This window comes from Mucilaginibacter humi, from assembly GCF_013087555.1.
On the sequence record NZ_JABFCR010000003.1, the window covers coordinates 48,726 to 68,573 of the forward strand.

Sequence of the window (19,848 nt, forward strand, 5' to 3'; positions counted from 1 at the left end):
AGAGAAGCGGTTATGACCCACATTGATGGGTACGCCACTATAAAGCAGGTATAGGCGTTGAACGTCACAAAAACAATCTCTGTTCTGCCCTCAAAATTTGTTAATGAGGGCAGAATAGAGATTATCATCGGATCTTTACGATACCTGACAAATAGTGATTCAACGCACGGTTTCCTGATTGGCTAATTGTGCCCGGCTGACGGGGGAAACGAACGATAGACCAAACATTTCTATTTTCTCACTTTCAATAAACTTGCATTGATGGCCACTACCACCGTGCTCACGGTCATCAACACAGCCCCAATTGCCGGACTCAATAAAATGCCTTGCTTATACAATACGCCTGCAGCAAGCGGTATAGTTACCACGTTATAGCCGGTTGCCCAAGCCAGGTTTTGAATCATTTTGCGGTAAGTAGCTTTACCAAACAGGATCAGGTTAACAATGTCTTGAGGATTGCTGTTCACCAAAACAATTCCCGCAGTTTCGGCGGCGATGTCGCTGCCTGAGCCTACAGCGATGCCGATATCGGCCTGAGCTAAAGCGGGGGCGTCATTTACACCGTCGCCTGTCATGGCCACAAACTCGCCTTTTTGCTGAAGCGCTTTAATCTTTTCCAGTTTCTCATGAGGCAGCACTTCCGCAAAAAAACCATCCATGTTCAGTTGTTTACTGACACTTTCAGCTACCCGCTTGTTGTCGCCGGTTAGCAGGATGGATTGAATATGGTTTTCGTGCAAGGTGGCGATAGCATCCGCAGATTCCGGCCTTATCGCATCACCCATGGCCACAAAACCGGCCAACTGATCATTGATCAACACAAATACCACCGTCTCATTACCAGCCGCGCTGTAATCCGAAGGCAGCTGCAAATTATTTTCTTTAAGATAGCCGGGACTAACGATCTTGACCTGTTTCCCTTCTGCCACGCCCGCTACACCTTTACCGGTGATCGCCCTGAAATCTGAAACCTGTGGCAGGGTCAGATTCCGTTTCTTTACTTCGCTTATGATCCCGGTTGCAATAGGGTGCTCAGAGTTAGCTTCGAGGGCCCCGGCCAAACAGATGAGTTCATCTTCATTTTTAGCCTGCTGACCTATGATAACAATCCGCGATACCTCAAACTTCCCCTTGGTTAAAGTTCCGGTTTTGTCAAATACCACGGAGGTGATCTTGCGGGAGTTTTCAAAAGCGGTCCGGTTCTTAATCAGCAGGCCATGCTGTGCCGATAAAGCAGTTGATTTGGCCACAACCAGCGGTACAGCCAGGCCAAGCGCATGGGGACAGCAGATCACGATGACGGTAACCATGCGCTCTATGGCAAAGGCGATATCGCGACCCAGGCTTATCCAAACAACAAATGTGGCAATACCCGCCGGGAGGGCAATAATCGTTAACCATCGTGCGGCTTTATCAGCCAATAGCTGGGTGTTGGATTTAGCCTCCTGTGCGCTTCGCACCAGGTCAACCACCTTGAAGAGATAGGAATCTTTGCCGCTATGGGTCACCCGAACTTTTAATGCGCCGTTCCCGTTTACCGAACCCGCGATTACCTTTTGTCCCTTCGTTTTTGAACGGGCTTAGATTCGCCCGTCAGCATCGATTCATTCAGGTAGCTGTCACCTTCTTCAACCGGGCCGTCTGCCGCAATTTTTTCACCAGGCTTGATTAGGATAAGGTCACCTTTCTTTAAGCTTTCTGTGTGTACGTCCGCCGTGCCATCGTCCTTGATCAGGTGAGCCGTTGACGGCATTAGCTGAACGAGCAGTTCCAACTCGCGCGAGGCACCTGCGACCGACCGCATTTCGATCCAGTGGCCAAGCAGCATAATGAGGATAAGCGTGGCCAGTTCCCAAAAGAAATCCATGCCTTTCAACCCAAATACCGTCGCGGTACTGTAGCCATAGGCTACAGTTATAGCGAAACCGATCAGGGTCATCATACCCGGATTTTTCGCTTTCATTTCCGAGAGGCAGCCGGTTAAGAACGGCCAGCCTCCATAAACGAAAGCTGCTGTGGACAACAAAAAAGCACATATTGGCTGCCGGAAAACTGATTGGCAGATGCAGCCACTGCTGGATCATGTGCGATAAAAGCAGGATCGGCACGGTCAGTACCAATACGACGTAAAAACGCTTCCGAAAATCAGCGATCATCGCGGTGTGGTCATGGCCACCATGTCCCATATGCTGATGGTCCTTATCATGGTTCCCGTTATTGTGATCTGTCACGTACTGATGCTGCTGATGTTCCATAGTGCTGTTTTTAATAGGTCAATGTTAGTCCTGCACCCAGTCCCATATCACTGTCGTAATGACTGGATATGGAGAAAGTTTTGTTAACGATATAGCGTAATCCGCCCGTATATTCTTTATCGGTATTGGCCATTAGCATCATGCGCAGTCGGCTGCTTAGCGGTATATCTTCCCGGCCAAGCTGAAATCTGAATTTGCCGTTGCCGTCGACACGAAGATCTGCTACAAATAACATTGGCAGCGTGTAAGCGATACCCGCTACCGCGGTATGCCTGTCATTCTTGTTACTTACCTGGCCAAACATGTTCTTCTCAATTTCGTCTGTCCGTTTGTAGTGATAATCGAAGCCTGCATAAGCATATAACCATTGCATCCGGCCAAAGTAACGACCGAACATGGTCTCGCTTTCATAGCCTTTGGTATCGTTGATACCCAAATGCCACATCGTCGAGAACTTCCAGCGGGTGTTGGCCAATGCCGCGTTACCGTCGCTGCCGTTACTCTCCAATCCCAATTTCGCGGAGGCGTAAAACTGGCGATCATCGGCAGCTACCTTTTTAAAACCGGCTACCGGATCAGGTACTTCCGGATTCGGCGGCGAATTTTCATAGCTGAAGATGCGGCCCATACCGCTCATCATATGATATAAGATATGGCAGTGAAAGAACCAATCGCCACTCTCCGTCGCCCGAAATTCTATGGTATCCCGTTCCATCGGCATAATGTCCAGCGTGTTTTTTAGCGGGGAATAGTCTCCTTGTCCGTTCAATACGCGAAAATAATGGCCGTGCAGGTGCATCGGGTGCCGCATCATGGTATTGTTGTACAAAATGATCCTGACGTTTTCACCCTGTTTGATCAGGATTTTATCGGATTCAGAAACTGTTTTGTTATTGATCGACCATACATAACGGTTCATGTTGCCGGTCAATTCAAAGTTGAGCGTTTTAGTGGGGCCCTTGGGTAAAGTGGTTATATGAGTTGCCTTGAGCATGTTATAATTCAAGGTAACTATGTCGCCCGTGCCTGCGCTCATATCCATCCCTTCCATCTGATGCATAGGTGCGGCTGCATCTTTTCCCGTACTTCCATCTTCGCCAGACATTTCCGGATACATTACGGTATTCATATCCATTACCTGGTTAGTCATCACCATACCCTTCATCTCCTTCATATTTCCGTGCATATCCATCATGTTGTTCATCATGTTCATGCCTTCAAAGTACTTCAGACGGCCCATTCTTTTAGCCGGATGTTTCATCCCGTTCCCTAACCAAAGGGACGTGTATTTCGTCCGGTCCTCCGGCGTCGCCAGAAATTCATAGCTGCCATCAGCCGGAATGGTAACCACCACATCATAGGTTTCTGCCACACCGACGATCATCCGGTCTACTTCGACAGGCTGTACATCTTCGCCATCATTAGCCACCACCTGTATTTTTCCGCCAGCCCATTTAAGCCAGAAATAGGTAGATGAACTGCCGTTGACTATACGTAAGCGTACCTTTTCGCCTGCTTTAAATTGCGGGGCCTGTACTTCAACTTTTCCATTACTAAAAAAACGATCGTAATAAACGTCACTTACATCCATGGCGTTCATACGCTTCCATTCGTTAGTTAGCTTGGTTTTCAGGTGCCCGGTTTTTAAAGCGCCAAGATAATCCTGCGTACTGCCTTTCCGGATGGCATACCAGTCCGTAGCATTATGCAGGCGGCGCTGCACCTGCTCTGGGTTCTCGTCTGTCCAGTCGCTCAGCAATAAGGTATACTCCTTTAATGCCTGTGGCTTACGCTCGTGGATGATAAAGGCGCCGTACAGGCCGCTTTGTTCCTGTGTCATGGTATGCGAGTGATACCAATAGGTGCCGTGTTGAACAAGCGGGAATTTAAACAGGTGGGTTTGTCCTGCAAGAATAGGCGTAGTAGTAAGATACGATACACCATCATAACGGTTGGGCAGGATCAAACCGTGCCAATGGATGGATGTCTCCATCATCATTTCATTATGCACATATATCTCGGCTGTATCACCCTCCGTAAACTCCGGGGTAGGCGCGGGTATGATGCCGTTGATGGCCATGGCCGATGTTTGCTTACCGGTGTAGTTTACGGTAGTATCGTTAATATATAAGTGGTAGATGTCCCGGTTGCCGATCCCTGGTATGCTGCGGAAGATGCGGGCTTTTGCCCATACCCATCATAGCGTGCTGGGCAAAGGCTGCTTCGAAAAGCAGTAAAGGAATGATAAATAATATGAACTTTTTCATGGTATAAAACAGGCCGAAACTTGCGCTCCGGCCCTTTATTTATTTGACTGCGGGTAAAGTTTCTTTAACCTCGCCGCATGTTAACATTTGATTGCCGTAATAAGGGTTTTTGATGGCTGCCGATTCGCTCAGCCAATAAGCCTTTTTCATGGGACAGTAGTCGCGGTAAACCGGCATGCTGTTAAACTTACCGGCTTTTACCAGCGCATACATATTTTCCGATAGCTTGGCAAAATGTTCGCGCTGGTGAGCGATATCGTTGCTCTCGCCAATATGACGGGCATCAAACAGTAATTTATCTTTTTGAGCCTCGGTCAATTGATCGGCAGGAATGGCGTTTACGGTGGTTTGAAATTCCTTTGCTTTGGAGTTGGCAGTAGCCGCATTACCACTGATCAGCGCGTTCTTTACTTTGTAATAACCGGTTAATATTGCGTCTTTGGACGAATTAGTTTGTGCTTTCACTGATGTAAAGGACAATACTGCCACAAAGGCGCATAGGAGAATTTGAAGCTTTTTCATGTTCTTGAATTTTTAAAAATGAATTTATTCATTCCTGTGAAACAGGAAATTATCGGATCGAAGGATAGAAAGGGATCAGATAAGAAAAGCGCAGTTACGCAGAAATACAGGGACAGCCGTGACGGAAGGCGGGGCCTTACTGACCGGGTACTGCACCGTTAGCGGTACAGAGTTATCAAGCAGTGATCCGAAAAAAAAGAACGTATGGCAGCACAACTGCGCTAATGCCCGGGGTAAGTTGGCCATAAGTCACCGCACCGCTTTTATCTGATTTGAGCTGTTGGTGCTTATCCGTACAGCATTTTTTATTTGATTTCGCTTTAAGATCCATACCGCAGGTATGGCATTTTTCGGTGTGAGTGTGCCATAGTGATACCTTGACCAACCTGCCCATGCAGTACTGGTAATGCACTGTTGCCCCGGAAGAAACGCCCGTGTACAGCACGGCTAAAAAGGTTATGAACAGTTTTTTGATCACGATACGAATATCATCAATATAACGGAAAAGCGATTTATATAATTATCTATGTTATTTACAAAATAGTCGGTTAGTTCGGCATCATTTAGAAATCCGCCTTATTTTATAAAAATCGGGCGTAATTGTATAAATGCCTTTAAAATTAAATGGCGACCTTTAGGTTTACAATATGACCGAACTATTTATTAAAAATATGGTATGCGACCGCTGTAAGATGGTGGTAGAACAGGAACTCAAAAAACATGGGCTCCGGTGGACGACGTTCACACGGGCCTCGTGCGTTTACGTAATGATATCAATAAACATCAACGCACGGAATTGGCTGAAGGATTAAGCAAACTGGGCTTTGAACTGTTGGATGATGCTAAGTCAAAAACTGTCGAGCAGATTAAAAACAGCATAATTCAAAAGATACATCATAGCGACTACCTGGACATCAAAGTGAACTGGTCAGCCTTGCTATCAGATGAACTGCACCAGATTACAAGCACCTGAGCGGCTTATTTTCGGCGGTGGAAGGCATCACCCGGAACAATATATCATTCAGCAAAAGATCGAAAGGGTAAAAGAACTGCTTTTTTACGACGAACTGAACCTGAGCGAGATCTCTTATAAATTGGGGTATAGCAGCGTTGCCCATCTTTCCGCGCAATTTAAAAAAGTGACCGGTCAAACGCCTTCACAGTTTAAAGCGGCAAGATCGGCCGGTAATGCACGCCGGTCGCTGGACGCTATCTGAAAAAGATATAAATCACTTAGCCAATTCTGTAAAGTTCAATAGGTTCACACTTCAGACCTTTGTTTAAATAAAGAGCTGAACAATGACAACCCTAACAACTCATAATCAAAAGAAATCATTTCCTGTAACCGGCATGACCTGCGCAGGCTGCGCGATCAGCGTGGAGTCGATACTTAAATCTACTCCGGGCGTGAGCGATGCCGGCGTCAACTTCGCCAACAGCACCGCCCGGGCATCCTATGACGATACACAAACTAACCCCAAAGCTCTGCAAAAGGCGGTACAGGCAGTAGGTTACGATCTGATAATAGACGCTGAAGACCCTGCTAAAGCACAGGAAGCAGCACAGCACAAACTTTACCCGGAAGCCAAACAACGGACAGTATGGTCTTCCATATTTGCATTTCCGGTTTTCCTGATCGGCATGTTTTTCATGGATATGCCCCATGCCCAATGGATATCCCTATTCCTGACCATCCCTGTAGTATTTTGGTTTGGCAGGAACTTTTTATCGGTGCGTGGAAACAAACCCGCCATCGGAAAGCGAACATGGACACCCTTGTTGCCCTCAGCACCGGCATCGCTTTTATTTTTAGCGCTTTTAATACGATCGATCCAGACTTCTGGCACCGTAGGGGCATTCATCCACATGTTTACTATGAAGCTGCTGCGGTCATCATCGCCTTTATCTCCCCGGGGAAGTTATTGGAGGAAAAGGCCAAGTACAATACGTCAACAGCCATTAAAAAGTTGATGGGCCTACAACCGAAAACAGTCCACGTGATTATAGACGGTACGGAGCAGGAAATATCCATTGAATCGATCGTACCGGCGATATTATCCTCGTTCGCCCGGGAGAAAAGATCGCGGTAGACGGAATGGTCAGCGCGGGTAGTTCATTTGTGGACGAAAGTATGATCACCGGTGAACCGGTGTCGGTTGAAAAACGGCCGGAGAAAAAGTATTTGCCGGTACGATCAATCAGAAAGGCAGCTTCCGGTTTGCGGCGGAAAAGATCGGCAGCGATACGCTGCTTGCTCATATCATTAAAATGGTACAGGAAGCACAAGGCAGTAAAGCGCCGGTGCAAAAATTGGTCGACAAGATCGCCGGCATATTCGTACCTGTTGTCCTGCTAATCTCCGTATTGACTTTTATCACTTGGATGCTGTTGGGTGGTGATGGTGCATTTACCCGGGCATTGCTTACTTCCATAACTGTCCCGGTGATTGCCTGTCCCTGCGCCCCGGGCCTTGCTACCCCGACCGCCATTATGGTAGGCGTGGGAAAAGGTGCAGAGCACCACATCTTAATAAAAGATGCGGAGAGCACGGAACTGGGATATAAGGTCAATGCCGTTGTTATGGATAAGACCGGAACAATCACCGAAGGTAAACCGCGGGTTACAGAGATTAACTGGCTGGACGGCTTGGATGATGATCTTTTTACCAGGCAAATTCTTTATAGTCTGGAGGCACTATCTGAACATCCTTTAGCTGAAGCTGTAGTAACTGCAGTGGCTCCCTCAATAACCGGGCACCTTGCCTTACAGAACTTTGAAAGCCTTACGGGAAGAGGCGTAAAAGCGACTTATTCAGGGAGACAATACCGGTCGGCAATAGCAAACTAATGGAGGAAAATGCCATTACTGTACAGCCATCACTAAAACAACGTGCCGATGAATTGCAGGCATCCGCCAAAACGGTGGTGTACTTTAGTTATGACCGTCATTGTCTGGCCATTATAGCTATAGCTGACAATGTAAAAGGCAGTTCTAAAAGCGCCATCCAACAGTTGCAGCAAAACGGCGTGGAGGTTTATATGCTGACGGGAGATAATATACAGACGGCTGCCGCAATAGCAGCGGAGGTTGATATTAAAAACTTTAAAGCAGAGGTAATGCCGCATGACAAAGCTGAGTTTGTAAAGGCATTGCAGGCAAAAGGTAAAGTAGTGGCCATGGTTGGCGACGGGATCAACGACAGTGAAGCGTTGGCCCGGGCAGATGTAAGCATCGCTATGGGAAAAGGATCAGACATTGCGATGGAAGTTGCCAAAATTACGCTCATCACATCCGATCTGCAGTCGATACCCAAGGCGCTCTTACTTTCTAAGCAGACGGTAAGGACGATAAGACAAAACCTTTTCTGGGCATTTATTTATAATATGATTGGGATACCACTGGCTGCCGGGGTATTATTTCCGTACAATGGTTTTCTGTTGAACCCGATGATCGCAGGTGCAGCGATGGCTTTGAGTTCGGTATCGGTGGTGAGTAACAGCCTGCGCTTAAAGGCTATTAAACTTTAAGCGCGATTATTTTATAACAATGCGCGCTTATCCTATAAAGTAAAAAGCCGGATCGCAGCTAACTTTGGATTATAATTATAAAAACATGGAAACTTTAAAATTTAAGACAAATATCAATTGTGGTGGCTGTATAGCTAAAGTAACGCCGGCATTAAATCAAGCTGTAGGCGAAGGAAACTGGCAGGTGAATACGGATATCCCTGAAAAACACTTACTGTTAATACGCAAACACCTGCTGAACTGATTATGGAAAAAGTTAGTGCTGCTGGTTTTAAAATAGAAGAAATCGCCGGCAGTTAAAGGCCGCTGAGCAGGCCGCTTAAAAGTTAGAAGTAAACAGTCCCTAAAGCGTTAGCTATAGGGACTATTTTTTAGTTAATGACATTACCAAGAGCAGAAGCGAAATAGTCCCCTCCCAAATCAAAAATTGAAATTTAAATAAACCAAAACCAAAAAGCATTGTTTAAAGCTTTTAAAGTGTTTTATAGGACTATGCCTGAAAAACGAGAACCATCAGTCGAAATACTTAAAGCGTTAGAGACAGCGCCGAATTTGTACCTGGTACTATCCCCAGATCTCTATATAATTACCGCCAGCGATGCTTATCTGCAAGCTATCCAGACGAAGCGTGAGGCGATCGTAGGCAGGCATATCTTTGAAGCATTTCCAGATAATCCCGACCTGCCGGACGGCGATGGCGTCCAGAATATCAATGCTTCCTCCAGACAGTGCTGCGCACCAAAAAACCGCATTATATGCGTATTCAGCGCTATGATGTGCCGGACAGACAAAACCCCGGCAAGTTCATTACCCGTTACTGGGACCCGAGCCATACGCCGGTATTGGACGAAGATGGTAATATCGCATATATCATCCAACTTGCCACCAATGTGACTGATAAGATCATGACCGAGCGGGCCTTATCGAAGATACAGTTGGAGCAGGTGGAAACCCCGGAGCAAATGCGTCTGCTGGCGACCGACCTTTTGCTCAGCAATACCGAGTTGCGGGAAATGCAGCAAAATCTAAATATGCTGAATAAGCAATTAGAAGACCGTGTAGCGGAGCGTACGCAGGAGCTTGCGGAAAGTGAGCGGCGATACCGGGACAAGTTAGATGAGGAGCAGACCCTAAATGAAGAACTGGCCGCCTCCAATGAAGAACAGGCTGCCATTAACGAGGAATTGACAGTAACGAACGAAGAGTTGACGGAAATGCACCAGCAACTGCGAAGCGTTAATGAAGAACTGGAAGCCAGCACCTCACGGTTAAAGATGGCCATTGAATCTACCCGGTTAGGCACATGGGACTTTAATCCCGTTACAGGCGAGTTATTCTGGTCAAAAGAATGCCGGGATATTTATGGGATACCGCTGGCTATGGAAGCTACCTTTGAGCGTTTCTCCGTACTGCTCCATCCGGAAGACCGCGAACTGGTGCTGAGAAAGATAACCGCCAGTACCAGCCCGAATGAAAGGGCAGCGTATGATCTGAGTTACCGGATCATACGTTACAACGACCAGGAAATCCGTTGGGTAAAAGCCGGGGAGACGTTTATTTTAAAGGTGATCAGGCTCTGCGCTTTATTGGTACCGTGCTGGATATCACCGACATGAAACTGGCTGAGATCGAAAGCGCCCGGCTTGCGGCCATCATTACCTCATCGGATGATGCGATCGTCAGTAAAACGCTCGACAGCGTGATCACCAGCTGGAATGCGGCAGCCGAGCGGATGTTCGGCTGGACGGCAGCGGAAATGATCGGTCAGAAGATCTATAAGATCATCCCTGCAGATCGCCAGGACGAAGAGCCGCAGATCATCGCGCGGCTCCACTCGGGCGAGCGGGTGGAGCATTTTGAGACCCAACGGTTAACGAAGGACGGGCGCCTGATCGATGTGTCCGTTACGATCTCCCCGATCAGGGACAGCGAAGGCCGTATAGTAGGCGCGTCGAAAATCGCTCGGGATATTACCGAACGCAAACAGGATGAAACGCGTAAAAGTGATTTTATCGGCATGGTCAGCCATGAACTCAAAACACCGCTCACATCACTCAATGCCCTCTTGCAAGTGGCCGGTCAAAAGCTAAAAAACAGCGAGGATAGCTTTTTGTCCGGTGCGATGGAAAAAGCGAACATTCAAGTCAAACGTATGACCGCGATGATCAATGGGTTTTTAAACGTCTCCCGGCTGGAGTCGGCTAAGCTGCTCATTGAAAAGCAAACCTTTCAGCTGGATGTGTTGGTCGATGAGGTAATTGAGGAGACCAAACTGACCGTCAACAGTCATCGGATCGAATATCAGCACTGCCCACTGGTTTATGTATTCGCCGACCGTGACAAGATCAGTTCCGTCATTTCAAACCTGCTGGGCAATGCAGTCAAATATTCGCCAAAGGATACGCGCATTACGGTGACATGTGAGGCTGATAGGGAGAAGGTAATTATTAGTGTCCGGGATGAGGGTATGGGTATCGAAGCCGGAGACGCGAAAAAGATCTTCGACCGTTATTACCGTGTCCAGGCCATCCGGGGTAAACACATTTCCGGCTTTGGTATCGGTCTTTACCTGAGCGCCGAGATCGTTCACCGTCATGAAGGAGAGATCTGGGTGGAGAGCCAAATGGGGGCGGAAGCACCTTTTCTTTCAGCCTGCCACTTAATAGGCCAGCGGCTGGTGATTAATGATGCGGGTAACCTTTTCTACCATAAATTCCAAATCGAAGGGTTTGCTTATATAATCATTGGCCTGACACTCGGAAGCGATCAGTTCAATATCATTAGCGGTGGATAAGATGATGACGGGTGTAGCGGCTAAAGAAGGTATCTGTTTGATTTTCAAACACAGGCGGTGGCCCGGTTGGCTGTTGATGAACTCATCCAGAAGGATCACGTCGGCGTGGAAATTCATTAACTCCGAAACATCCTCTGGTTCGGGAATGCTGAAGGTGTCAAAGCCCTGTTCCTGTAAGATGAATGCTACGATCTGGCGGATATCCTGATCATTTTCAATAATGAGTACACGTTTGTTCATGGGCATCAACGATTTTGACAAAGATATAAGTTTTAACCAGATGGCTACGCTATCATAAATTTTTGAAAACTGGAAAACGTTATATCAAAGGATCGAAGAATCGGTAAAGGAGCCGAATTTTAGGTGTACTTACCTGCAGCCAGCAGTAGGCAGCCGGATATTAAGTTATGATTTTTGGCTGCCGATACAGGCTATAAAGATAGCCGCCTTTAATCGTTACCAAACGCTTGACGTAGTGCGGGCCGTATGTACATCGGGCAGGAGGGAGCTGTAATGCCGGTGGTGCTTTATTTCAGCTTTGCTACTTTAGTAACCCGTTCAATCACCGCAGCCAGTTCATCCAGCTCAAAGGGTTTAGCCAGGTAGGCGTCAGCACCGGCACTTTTCGCTAATGAGGCGATGTCGGCATTAGCCGAAAAATAAACTACCGGCACTTGGCAATAGTCGGCCGACTTTTTTAAGGTTTGGGTCGCAATGATCCCACCTTCTTTAGGAATCCAGTTATCCATGAAGATAACTTCCGGGTTAATATTGGCCAGTTTATCCAGGATATGTTCGCAGTCGGTAAAGGTATGGACCGTCCAGCCCTGTTCGGTAAGGATGTACGAACAGATGGTAAGAATATCTTCCTCATCATCAAAGATGACCAAGGTTTTTCCTGCAGATTGGGTAGCGGCTAAAGATGTCATAATGGAATTTGGCAAAATCAAGCGATGGACTCTGTTTTTATTTTCGGCATGGTAAAGAGGAAGCAAGTGCCTTTATCGAGTTCACTTTCTACCCGGATTGTGCCGCCATGCATGGTTACAAAATCTTTTACCAGGAGTAAGCCAAGGCCCGTACCTTTTTCTTTACTGGTGCCCAGCAAAGAGGCTGTACTTACCTGGCCGAACAACATGTCGAGGGTTTGAGCCGACATGCCCACTCCCCGGTCCCGGATACAAAGTTCTATCATCCCGTCGGTGGCTGTAGCAGTTACGGCCACGCTTCCGCCACCGGCGGGTGTGTATTTGATGGCGTTAGTCACTACGTTTTGCAGGATAGATCGAAACATCAGCACATCAGCGTGGATATACAGATCTTCGGTCACAAGGTTCTCCAGCACAATATTCTTTTGTTGCGCGTTTTCCCGGAGCAGGTCAAGCGATTCGTTTACAGATTGTCGTAGCTGTAGTTCCTGTGGGTTGAAGTTATTCTTCTCGCGCTGCTCCTTGGCCCAGTCAACTAATTCATTCAACTGGTCCAATATTTTATGCGAGGTACGGTGAATAATATTGGCGAACATTTTAATTCGTTCGGGTTGTAGCTTTTCAGAATCACGCGTAAGATTTTCGGAGGTGGCCAGCAACGCCGTAAGCGGGTTACGGAGATCATGCGAGATTACTGATAAAAATTTATCTTTAGATAGATTCAGCTCCTTTAATTCCCGGTTAACGCCTTCCAGTTGCAGGGTACGTTCCAATACCCGCTGTTCCAGACTCTGGTTCATTTGTTTGAGTTCCTGGTTAATGGCCTGCAATTTTTCTTCCTGGCGTTGCAGTAACTGATTCTTCCTATACAATTCAGTAAACACAGCAACTTTAGACCGCAGCATTTCAGGATTGAATGGCTTGCGGATAAAATCTACCGCGCCTGCTTCATAACCCTTAAATACGGCGGCTTCCTCATAATCGTGCGCGGTAATAAAAATAATGGGGATCTGCCTCAACTTATCCCGCTCATAAATAAGCGCTGCCGTTTCGTAGCCATCCATAATTGGCATTTTAACATCCAGCAAAATCAGGGAAAAGTCTTCCTCCCTTAATAAAATGCGCAATGCCTCGCGTCCTGAGGTAGCTCTGTGAAATGTATATTTCTCCTTTTCTAACACCACCTCCATAGCTAAGAGGTTGTTTTCGTTGTCATCAACAAGGAGTACATTTATTAATGGTTCTTCTGGCATTTGCGTTTCGGCCATAAAATTTGATTTATTATTTATTATTTGATCAGCCACACCCGCATTAAGGCTAACAACTGCTCGGTCTTCACAGGCTTGGTAATATAATCTGACGCGCCGGACGAAATACATTTCTGCCGGTCGCCGATCATCGCTTTAGCGGTCACAGCAATAATAGGCAGGCTCTTGTTCCGTTGTTCCTTACGGATGATCTGGATGGTTTCGTAGCCATCCATTTCGGGCATCATAATATCCATAAGCACGATATCAATGCTCTTGTCATTGTTTAATATTTCCAGTGCCTCGCGTCCGCTTTCGGCTGTGATCACGTTTATTTTAGAGCGCTCAAAAACCGCGGTAAGCGCAAACAGGTTGCGTACGTCATCATCAACCACCAACACTTTACGGTTATCCAAAATATCTTTGGTGTCCCTGATACTGTTGATCATTTTGAGCTTGCTTTCACTGATATACTTTTTATCAATGTGCAGTGTAACCAATATCTCCTCAAGCAAGTGTACGTGCGAGTTAGGCGTTTTGGTAATGATCTTATGGTTAAGGCGTTTTAACTGGATCAGTTCATCCTGCGTAAAGTCACGGGCTGAATGCAGTAGGATCAAAGTTTGCGACTGTTTAAGCAGGTTGATGTTATTCAGCAGTTCCATGCCGTTTGCATCAGGCAACACATAATCCAATACAATACAATCAAATAATTCCTTTTTCAGGACAGATAGCGCTTTTTGAGCCGTGGTTGCACTGAATACTTCGATCTGATCGTTACTAAGCAGTTCAGTTACCCGTTGCAATTCCTCAACATTATCTTCTATCACCAATACCCTTCTTTTGGCGTGCTGGTGAAAATGAACTATTCCCGAGATCAGTTCGGCCAGCGAGGTATTGGATAGCGGTTTTAGACTGAACGATTTGGCACCCGACTTTAGGGCCGGGGAGCTTGTTATCCTCACCCGAGATGATATGTACCGGGATATGCCTTAAATTGATATCTGTTTTTAACAGCTTCAGGATCTTCCAGCCATTAGATTCGGGCATATTCACATCCGGGGTAATGGCAATTGGGTTGTATTTGATAATGCTGTCAAATATCTCCGGGTAACTAATTGCTACCACTACCTTCAGATTAAGATCATGTGCCTTATCAATCAATATTTTGGTAAAGCGGATATCATCTTCTATAACCAGCAATACCCGGTCTTCGGCAACAATGTTATGGCGGTCGTCATCTATGGCCAATTCGGCGGTGTCTATCAGGTTGGTGCGTTGGTGCGCAGCCGGATAGGCTTCTTTCACTTTAACAGGTGCCAATTTTTCTTCATTATATTTCAGTGGCAGATAAAGCGTGAACGTACTGCCTTTGCCCAATTCGCTGCCTACGGTGATTGTGCCGCCTAATAGTTCGGCGAAACCTTTACTGATAGACAGCCCCAAGCCGGTACCGCCGTATTTACGACTGGTTGAACCTTCGGCCTGCTGGAAGGCTTCGAAGATGATACCCTGGGTGTTTTTAGAAATACCAATACCTGAATCTTCAATAGAAAAAGCGATAACCGAATCATTAGGACTAAGCGGGTTTTCTGGCCCGGGGCAGGTCGGAAAATGCTCAGTTTCACCCGTCCCTTTTCTGTAAATTTAAAGGCGTTGGATAACAGGTTCTTTAAGATCTGGTTAAGGCGCTGCATATCTGTTTCCATCAGTTCGGGCAGGCCATCCTCCATGTCGATCTCAAATTTAAGGTTCTTAGCTTCAGAGATCGGTTTAAAGGTAGATTCAGCAAACGCGGTGATTTCTTTGAAACTTACCGGCATAACATCAGCCGCGATAACCCCCGATTCGATCTTCGAAAGATCAAGAATATCATTGATTAGCTGGATCAGGTCATCTCCGCAAGAATGGATGGTTTTAGCAAACATCCTTTGTTTCTCGGTTAAGTTACCTTCGGGATTTTCAAATAGTTGCTGAGCCAATATTAACAAGCTGTTCAACGGTGTACGCAACTCGTGCGACATGTTGGCCGGGAACTCAGATTTGTATTTAGAAGTCAGGGTAAGTTGTTCTGCTTTTTCTTCCAGCGAACGGCCTTTATCATGCAGCTCATCATTAGCGCGCCTTAACTCTTCCTGTTGTGCAGAAAGCTCACTCGCCAGCGATTGAGATTGTGATAACAATTCCTCGGTACGGGTGTTAGTTTCGATATTGTTCAATACGATCCCGATACTTTCGGTTAACTGATCCAAAAGTCAATATGCGTATCACTGAAGTTTTCAAATGAGGCCAGCTCAATAACCGCTTTCACGTTGTTTTCAAACAGTACCGGCAGTATCACCAGGTCAATAGGGGCGGCGTTACCAATACCCGAGCTGATCTGCAGGTACTCATTAGGTACATTAGCCAGCCGGATGCGCTCTTTATCGGTTGCACACTGGCCAACCAGTCCTTCGCTCAACGAGAATTCCTGGTCTATCAGCTTGCGGCTTCTTTGCGCGTAGCCGGCAAACAGCTTCAGTTTTGGTTCGTCCGATAATTCCGGCTGCTCTAAGATATAAAATGCGCCATAGCGTGCATTTACCAGTTCGGCCAGCTCTGATAATACTTTGTTAGCCACCGCGTTCCTGTCACGCTGGCCCTGCAGCATTTGCGCAAACTTGGCGAGGTTGGATTTAAGCCAATCCTGTTCATGGTTACGCAGGGTGGTGCCTTTAAGATTGGCAATCATCTGGTTAATAGTATCCTTCAACGCTTCCAGCTCGCCTTTGGCTTCCACGCGGATGGTTCGGGTCAAATCACCCTTGGTTACAGCCGATGCAACTTCGGATATGGAACGCACCTGCACGGTTAAGTTTTGCGCCAGCTGGTTTACGTTCTCCGTTAAATCCTTCCGGTACCTGACGCGCCCGGCACACTTGCTGGCCACCCAAACGGCCCTGCACACCCACCTCACGGGCCACGGTAGTTACCTCATCGGCAAACACCGCCAGGGTATCAATCATTTCGTTAATGGTATCGGTTAACTGTGCCACCTCGCCCGGGGCGTTAATGGATAAGCGCTGTTTTAAGTTCCCTTTGGCAATACCGGTTGCCACTTTAGCAATACCGCGGATCTGCCCGGTTAAGTTGGAGGCCATCTGGTTTACCGAGTCCGTTAAATCCTTCCGGTACCGCCCACGCCTTTTACGTGTGCCTGGCCGCCCAGTTTGCCTTCAGTACCCACCTCACGCGCCACCCGCGTTACTTCGGACGCGAAGGAGTTTAGCTGATCCACCATCGTGTTGATGGTGTTCTTCAAATCCATGATCTCGCCCTTTACGTCGATGATTACCGTTTTGGACAAGTCACCGCTGGCTACCGCCTTGGTTACTTCGGCAATGTTACGCACCTGCGAGGTTAAGTTACTCGACATCTGGTTTACCGAATCCGTTAAATCCTTCCACGTTCCGGCTACGCCCGGCACAAAGGCTTGTCCGCCAAGGTTACCATCGGTACCCACCTCACGCGCTACCCGCGTTACTTCGGACGCGAAACCACGCAGCTGATCAACCATGGTATTAATGGTTTCTTTAAGCTGCAGGATCTCGCCGCGCACGTCAACCGTAATTTTTTGGATAAGTCGCCGTTGGCTATCGCGATGGATACATCGGCTATGTTACGCAGTTGGGCCGTTAAGTTACCGGCCATTTTATTTACCGAGTCGGTTAAATCCTTCCGGTACCATCCACCCCCGGCACATTGGCCGGCCGCCTAATTGCCCTTCAGATCCCACCTCGCGCGCCACCCGCGTTACTTCGGATGCGAAACCGCGCAGCTGGTCAACCATGGTATTGATGGTATCTTTCAACTCCAATAACTCACCCTTGGCATTTACGGTGATCTTACGCGAAAGGTCACCCTTCGCCACCGCCGTAGTTACCTCAGCAATGTTACGTACCTGCGAGGTCAAGTTATCCGCCATTTTGTTTACCGAGTCGGTTAAATCCTTCCGGTACCACCTACGCCAGGCACATTGGCCGGCCACCCAATTGCCCTTCCGAACCCACCTCACGTGCCACCCGTGTTACTTCCGAACCGAACGAGTTGAGCTGATCCACCATCGTATTTATGGTGATCTTTAGCTCCAGCATTTCGCCCTGCACGTCAACCGTTATTTTTTTAGATAAATCGCCCTTGGCCACCGCGGTGGTTACTTCGGCTATATTACGCACCTGGCCGGTTAAGTTGCCGGCCATCTGGTTTACAGAGTCTGTTAAATCTTTCCGGTACCACCTACACCCGGTACATTGGCTTGCCCGCCCAATTGCCCTTCAGATCCCACCTCACGCGCCACCCGCGTTACTTCGGATGAGAAGGAATTCAACTGATCCACCATCGTATTGATCGTATTCTTCAGCTCCAATAACTCGCCTTTGGCATCCACCGTTATCTTCCGGGATAAATCGCCTTTTGCCACCGCCGTTGTTACCCCAGCTATGTTACGTACCTGGTCGGTAAGGTTACTACCCATCTGGTTTACAGAATCGGTCAGATCCTTCCAAACCCCGCCGACACCTTTTACCCTGGCCCGGCCACCCAGTTTACCTTCGGTACCTACTTCAAGCGCCACCCGCGTTACTTCGGAGGCGAACGAGTTCAACTGATCCACCATGGTATTAATGGTTTTCTTCAACTCCAGCATTTCGCCTTTTACGTCTACTGTTATCTTTTAGAAAGGTCACCATTAGCTACCGCGGTAGTTACCCCGGCAATGTTACGCACCTGCGAGGTAAGGTTACCCGCCATACGGTTTACAGAGTCTGTTAAATCTTTCCGGTACCCGCAACGCCCGGCACTTTGGCCTGGCCGCCCAGTTTACCTTCGGTACCCACTTCCAGCGCCACCCGGGTTACTTCGGATGAGAAGGAGTTAAGCTGATCCACCATCGTATTGATGGTGTTTTTAAGTTCTAATATCTCGCCCTTGGCTTCAACCGTAATCTTGCGGGAAAGGTCACCCTTGGCCACCGCTGTGGTTACTGCCGCTACGTTACGCACCTGCGCGGTAAGGTTACCCGCCATCTGGTTCACCGAATCCGTAAGCTCGGCCCAAACACCGGCCACACCTTTAATTTTTGCCTGCTCGCCCAGCTTACCTTCTGATCCTACCTGCCGCGCCACCCGTGTTACTTCCATCGAAAATAACTGCAGTTTGGAAAGCATCTGGTTTGATTCCTTGGCTATCCGCAAAATTCCCCTTTTAGCGGGTGCCCCTTTATCTCCAGCGGGATGTGCTTGGAAAGGTCGCCATTGGCTACTGAGTTGATCATGCCGGCAATCTCTAATGTCGGCGAGGTAAGGTCCTCAATCAGGTTATTTAATGAGGTTACGCCGTTGGCCCATTCGCCTTTTGCATCTGTAAGGGCTATACGCTTGGATAGGTTACCCTTTTTACCGATCGTTTTTTCGGCCGAGGAGATCTCGGCTACAAAACGTTCGTTCATGTCAATAATCTCGTTCAATACCTCGCATATCCGGCCGTTTATACCTGCACGGGTTACCGGCATACGCACATCAAGCCTGCCGTTTTTTACCAGCGACAATACTTTTAGTAGTTCTTTCAGGTCAAGAGAATCAGGGGAATTAAGTTCGGTTACTTCGGTCCCGGCTGATACTTCATTCAATAAAATATCGTCCTTCATTTTTGGGGGTTAGGTTATTTTGTGATCGTAAAAATTTGCTCAATATATTCTCTATTTGTAAAAACTAAACTGTATCAGCTTAAAAAAGCCGGGTAATCTGGTTAATTGTATGCGTAGTTATTTACTACGTAATTTTATACGTAGTTATTGTACAGGTGGTTATTGAAAAAAGACTAAAAAATCACCGGCACGTCCAATATATTGGTATAGCTTGTAGGAAACAACGATGCCCGTTATTTTGTTTTGGCAATGTTATTTTTGCGAGATCCTGCAGCAAAAGAAACCATTAATACCATGGTTGATGGCGCGCGGGTGGCGCGTGAGGTGGGTGGGATCTGAAGGGCAATTAGGCATCACCATAAATACGATGGTGGCCAATGGCGTGAGTGGAGTGCCGGGCGTGGATGGTACCTGGAAGGATTCGCAGGTACCGACTCGGTAAATAAAATGTTGAAAGAACCCAATACCATGGTTGACCAACTTAACGGCCGGTGGGATCTGAAGGGTGCGTAACATAGCCGATGTATCCATCGCGATAGCCAACGGCGACTTATCCAAAAAATTACGGTTGACGTGCGCGGCGAGATCCTGCAGTTAAAGAAACCATTAATACCATGGTTGATC

The 19,848-nt window shown here is 47.4% G+C and carries 22 protein-coding genes and 4 pseudogenes; 8 read left to right on the forward strand and 18 right to left on the reverse strand.

Annotated features, from left to right (window positions below; genetic code table 11):
* Positions 1 to 230: 230 nt before the first annotated feature.
* From HK413_RS01195 to HK413_RS01205, 3 genes and pseudogenes are all read right to left on the reverse strand, one after another.
* A pseudogene (locus HK413_RS01195) lies at positions 231 to 1,963 on the reverse strand (heavy metal translocating P-type ATPase).
* Positions 1,964 to 2,265: 302 nt separating this feature from the next.
* The gene (locus HK413_RS20455; RefSeq protein WP_317169180.1) at positions 2,266 to 4,431 is read right to left on the reverse strand and encodes a multicopper oxidase domain-containing protein; all 2,166 of its coding nucleotides are present in this window, start codon (positions 4,429 to 4,431) and stop codon (positions 2,266 to 2,268) included.
* A 130-nt stretch (positions 4,432 to 4,561) separates the two neighbouring features.
* Complete coding sequence (locus tag HK413_RS01205) at positions 4,562 to 5,011, reverse strand: DUF3347 domain-containing protein (RefSeq protein ID WP_175268840.1); 450 nt, start codon at positions 5,009 to 5,011, stop codon at positions 4,562 to 4,564.
* A 151-nt stretch (positions 5,012 to 5,162) separates the two neighbouring features.
* Here HK413_RS01205 and HK413_RS01210 point away from each other — a divergent pair, with 151 nt between their 5' ends.
* Positions 5,163 to 5,315 (forward strand): hypothetical protein, encoded by a 153-nt coding sequence (locus HK413_RS01210; protein ID WP_175268841.1) that lies wholly within the window; start codon positions 5,163 to 5,165, stop codon positions 5,313 to 5,315.
* A gap of 42 nt (positions 5,316 to 5,357) precedes the next feature.
* Here HK413_RS01210 and HK413_RS22545 read toward each other — a convergent pair.
* Positions 5,358 to 5,522 (reverse strand): annotated as a pseudogene (locus tag HK413_RS22545) (HYC_CC_PP family protein); the annotation flags it as partial.
* 252 nt (positions 5,523 to 5,774) lie between these two features.
* On the opposite strand from HK413_RS22545, the gene HK413_RS20460 reads away from it, so the two are divergent.
* The 6 genes and pseudogenes from HK413_RS20460 (at position 5,775) to HK413_RS01235 (ending at position 11,365) form a co-directional block, all read left to right on the forward strand.
* Positions 5,775 to 6,017: a hypothetical protein gene (locus tag HK413_RS20460; RefSeq protein WP_317169173.1), complete on the forward strand. Its 243-nt coding sequence runs from the start codon at positions 5,775 to 5,777 to the stop codon at positions 6,015 to 6,017.
* Positions 5,989 to 6,261, forward strand: coding sequence for a helix-turn-helix domain-containing protein (locus HK413_RS20465; protein ID WP_317169174.1), 273 nt, complete (start codon positions 5,989 to 5,991; stop codon positions 6,259 to 6,261). The genes HK413_RS20460 and HK413_RS20465 overlap by 29 nt, the downstream gene beginning before the upstream one ends.
* Positions 6,262 to 6,343: 82 nt before the next feature.
* Positions 6,344 to 8,571 (forward strand): annotated as a pseudogene (locus HK413_RS18910) (heavy metal translocating P-type ATPase).
* Positions 8,572 to 8,635: 64 nt separating this feature from the next.
* Positions 8,636 to 8,815, forward strand: coding sequence for a heavy-metal-associated domain-containing protein (locus HK413_RS01225; RefSeq protein WP_246229488.1), 180 nt, complete (start codon positions 8,636 to 8,638; stop codon positions 8,813 to 8,815).
* 484 nt (positions 8,816 to 9,299) lie between these two features.
* Positions 9,300 to 10,187: a PAS domain-containing protein gene (locus HK413_RS01230; RefSeq protein ID WP_175268842.1), complete on the forward strand. Its 888-nt coding sequence runs from the start codon at positions 9,300 to 9,302 to the stop codon at positions 10,185 to 10,187.
* The gene (locus HK413_RS01235) at positions 10,184 to 11,365 is read left to right on the forward strand and encodes a sensor histidine kinase (protein ID WP_394353100.1); all 1,182 of its coding nucleotides are present in this window, start codon (positions 10,184 to 10,186) and stop codon (positions 11,363 to 11,365) included. The genes HK413_RS01230 and HK413_RS01235 overlap by 4 nt, the downstream gene beginning before the upstream one ends.
* Here the strand turns inward: HK413_RS01235 and HK413_RS21760 are convergent.
* The 14 genes and pseudogenes from HK413_RS21760 to HK413_RS14310 all read right to left on the reverse strand — a co-directional run.
* A pseudogene (locus tag HK413_RS21760) lies at positions 11,327 to 11,611 on the reverse strand (response regulator); the annotation flags it as partial. The gene HK413_RS01235 and the pseudogene HK413_RS21760 sit on opposite strands and share 39 nt — an antisense overlap.
* Before the next feature lie 281 nt (positions 11,612 to 11,892).
* Complete coding sequence (locus HK413_RS01240) at positions 11,893 to 12,294, reverse strand: response regulator (RefSeq protein ID WP_175268844.1); 402 nt, start codon at positions 12,292 to 12,294, stop codon at positions 11,893 to 11,895.
* Positions 12,295 to 12,311: 17 nt separating this feature from the next.
* Positions 12,312 to 13,598 (reverse strand): hybrid sensor histidine kinase/response regulator, encoded by a 1,287-nt coding sequence (locus HK413_RS01245; RefSeq protein WP_175268845.1) that lies wholly within the window; start codon positions 13,596 to 13,598, stop codon positions 12,312 to 12,314.
* Positions 13,583 to 14,371 carry a response regulator gene (locus HK413_RS14260; protein ID WP_217451909.1) on the reverse strand — a complete coding sequence of 263 codons (789 nt, stop codon included), beginning with the start codon at positions 14,369 to 14,371 and terminating at the stop codon, positions 13,583 to 13,585. Before HK413_RS14260 ends, HK413_RS01245 begins: the two co-directional genes overlap by 16 nt.
* A complete protein-coding gene (locus HK413_RS14265; protein WP_317169181.1) occupies positions 14,358 to 15,050 on the reverse strand; it encodes an ATP-binding protein in 693 nt (230 codons plus the stop codon). The genes HK413_RS14260 and HK413_RS14265 overlap by 14 nt, the downstream gene beginning before the upstream one ends.
* Positions 14,948 to 15,793: a sensor histidine kinase gene (locus HK413_RS14270; RefSeq protein WP_217451911.1), complete on the reverse strand. Its 846-nt coding sequence runs from the start codon at positions 15,791 to 15,793 to the stop codon at positions 14,948 to 14,950. Before HK413_RS14270 ends, HK413_RS14265 begins: the two co-directional genes overlap by 103 nt.
* Positions 15,781 to 16,383, reverse strand: coding sequence for a GAF domain-containing protein (locus HK413_RS14275; protein WP_217451912.1), 603 nt, complete (start codon positions 16,381 to 16,383; stop codon positions 15,781 to 15,783). Before HK413_RS14275 ends, HK413_RS14270 begins: the two co-directional genes overlap by 13 nt.
* Complete coding sequence (locus HK413_RS14280) at positions 16,340 to 16,681, reverse strand: HAMP domain-containing protein (RefSeq protein WP_217451913.1); 342 nt, start codon at positions 16,679 to 16,681, stop codon at positions 16,340 to 16,342. Before HK413_RS14280 ends, HK413_RS14275 begins: the two co-directional genes overlap by 44 nt.
* A 17-nt stretch (positions 16,682 to 16,698) precedes the next feature.
* Positions 16,699 to 17,187 carry a HAMP domain-containing protein gene (locus tag HK413_RS18915; RefSeq protein WP_394353101.1) on the reverse strand — a complete coding sequence of 163 codons (489 nt, stop codon included), beginning with the start codon at positions 17,185 to 17,187 and terminating at the stop codon, positions 16,699 to 16,701.
* Between the two features lie 45 nt (positions 17,188 to 17,232).
* Positions 17,233 to 17,595: a HAMP domain-containing protein gene (locus HK413_RS14290; protein WP_317169175.1), complete on the reverse strand. Its 363-nt coding sequence runs from the start codon at positions 17,593 to 17,595 to the stop codon at positions 17,233 to 17,235.
* Positions 17,543 to 17,779, reverse strand: coding sequence for a HAMP domain-containing protein (locus HK413_RS14295; RefSeq protein WP_217451916.1), 237 nt, complete (start codon positions 17,777 to 17,779; stop codon positions 17,543 to 17,545). Before HK413_RS14295 ends, HK413_RS14290 begins: the two co-directional genes overlap by 53 nt.
* A gap of 17 nt (positions 17,780 to 17,796) precedes the next feature.
* On the reverse strand, positions 17,797 to 18,225 hold the full coding sequence (locus HK413_RS14300) for a HAMP domain-containing protein (protein ID WP_217451917.1): 429 nt from the start codon (positions 18,223 to 18,225) through the stop codon (positions 17,797 to 17,799).
* 121 nt (positions 18,226 to 18,346) lie between these two features.
* Positions 18,347 to 18,745 carry a HAMP domain-containing protein gene (locus tag HK413_RS14305; RefSeq protein ID WP_217451918.1) on the reverse strand — a complete coding sequence of 133 codons (399 nt, stop codon included), beginning with the start codon at positions 18,743 to 18,745 and terminating at the stop codon, positions 18,347 to 18,349.
* A gap of 17 nt (positions 18,746 to 18,762) precedes the next feature.
* Entirely contained in the window at positions 18,763 to 19,224 is a 462-nt protein-coding gene (locus HK413_RS14310) for a hypothetical protein (protein WP_217451919.1), read from the reverse strand.
* A 226-nt stretch (positions 19,225 to 19,450) separates the two neighbouring features.
* On the opposite strand from HK413_RS14310, the gene HK413_RS01255 reads away from it, so the two are divergent.
* The gene (locus HK413_RS01255; RefSeq protein WP_175268846.1) at positions 19,451 to 19,666 is read left to right on the forward strand and encodes a hypothetical protein; all 216 of its coding nucleotides are present in this window, start codon (positions 19,451 to 19,453) and stop codon (positions 19,664 to 19,666) included.
* Positions 19,667 to 19,848 lie beyond the last annotated feature (182 nt).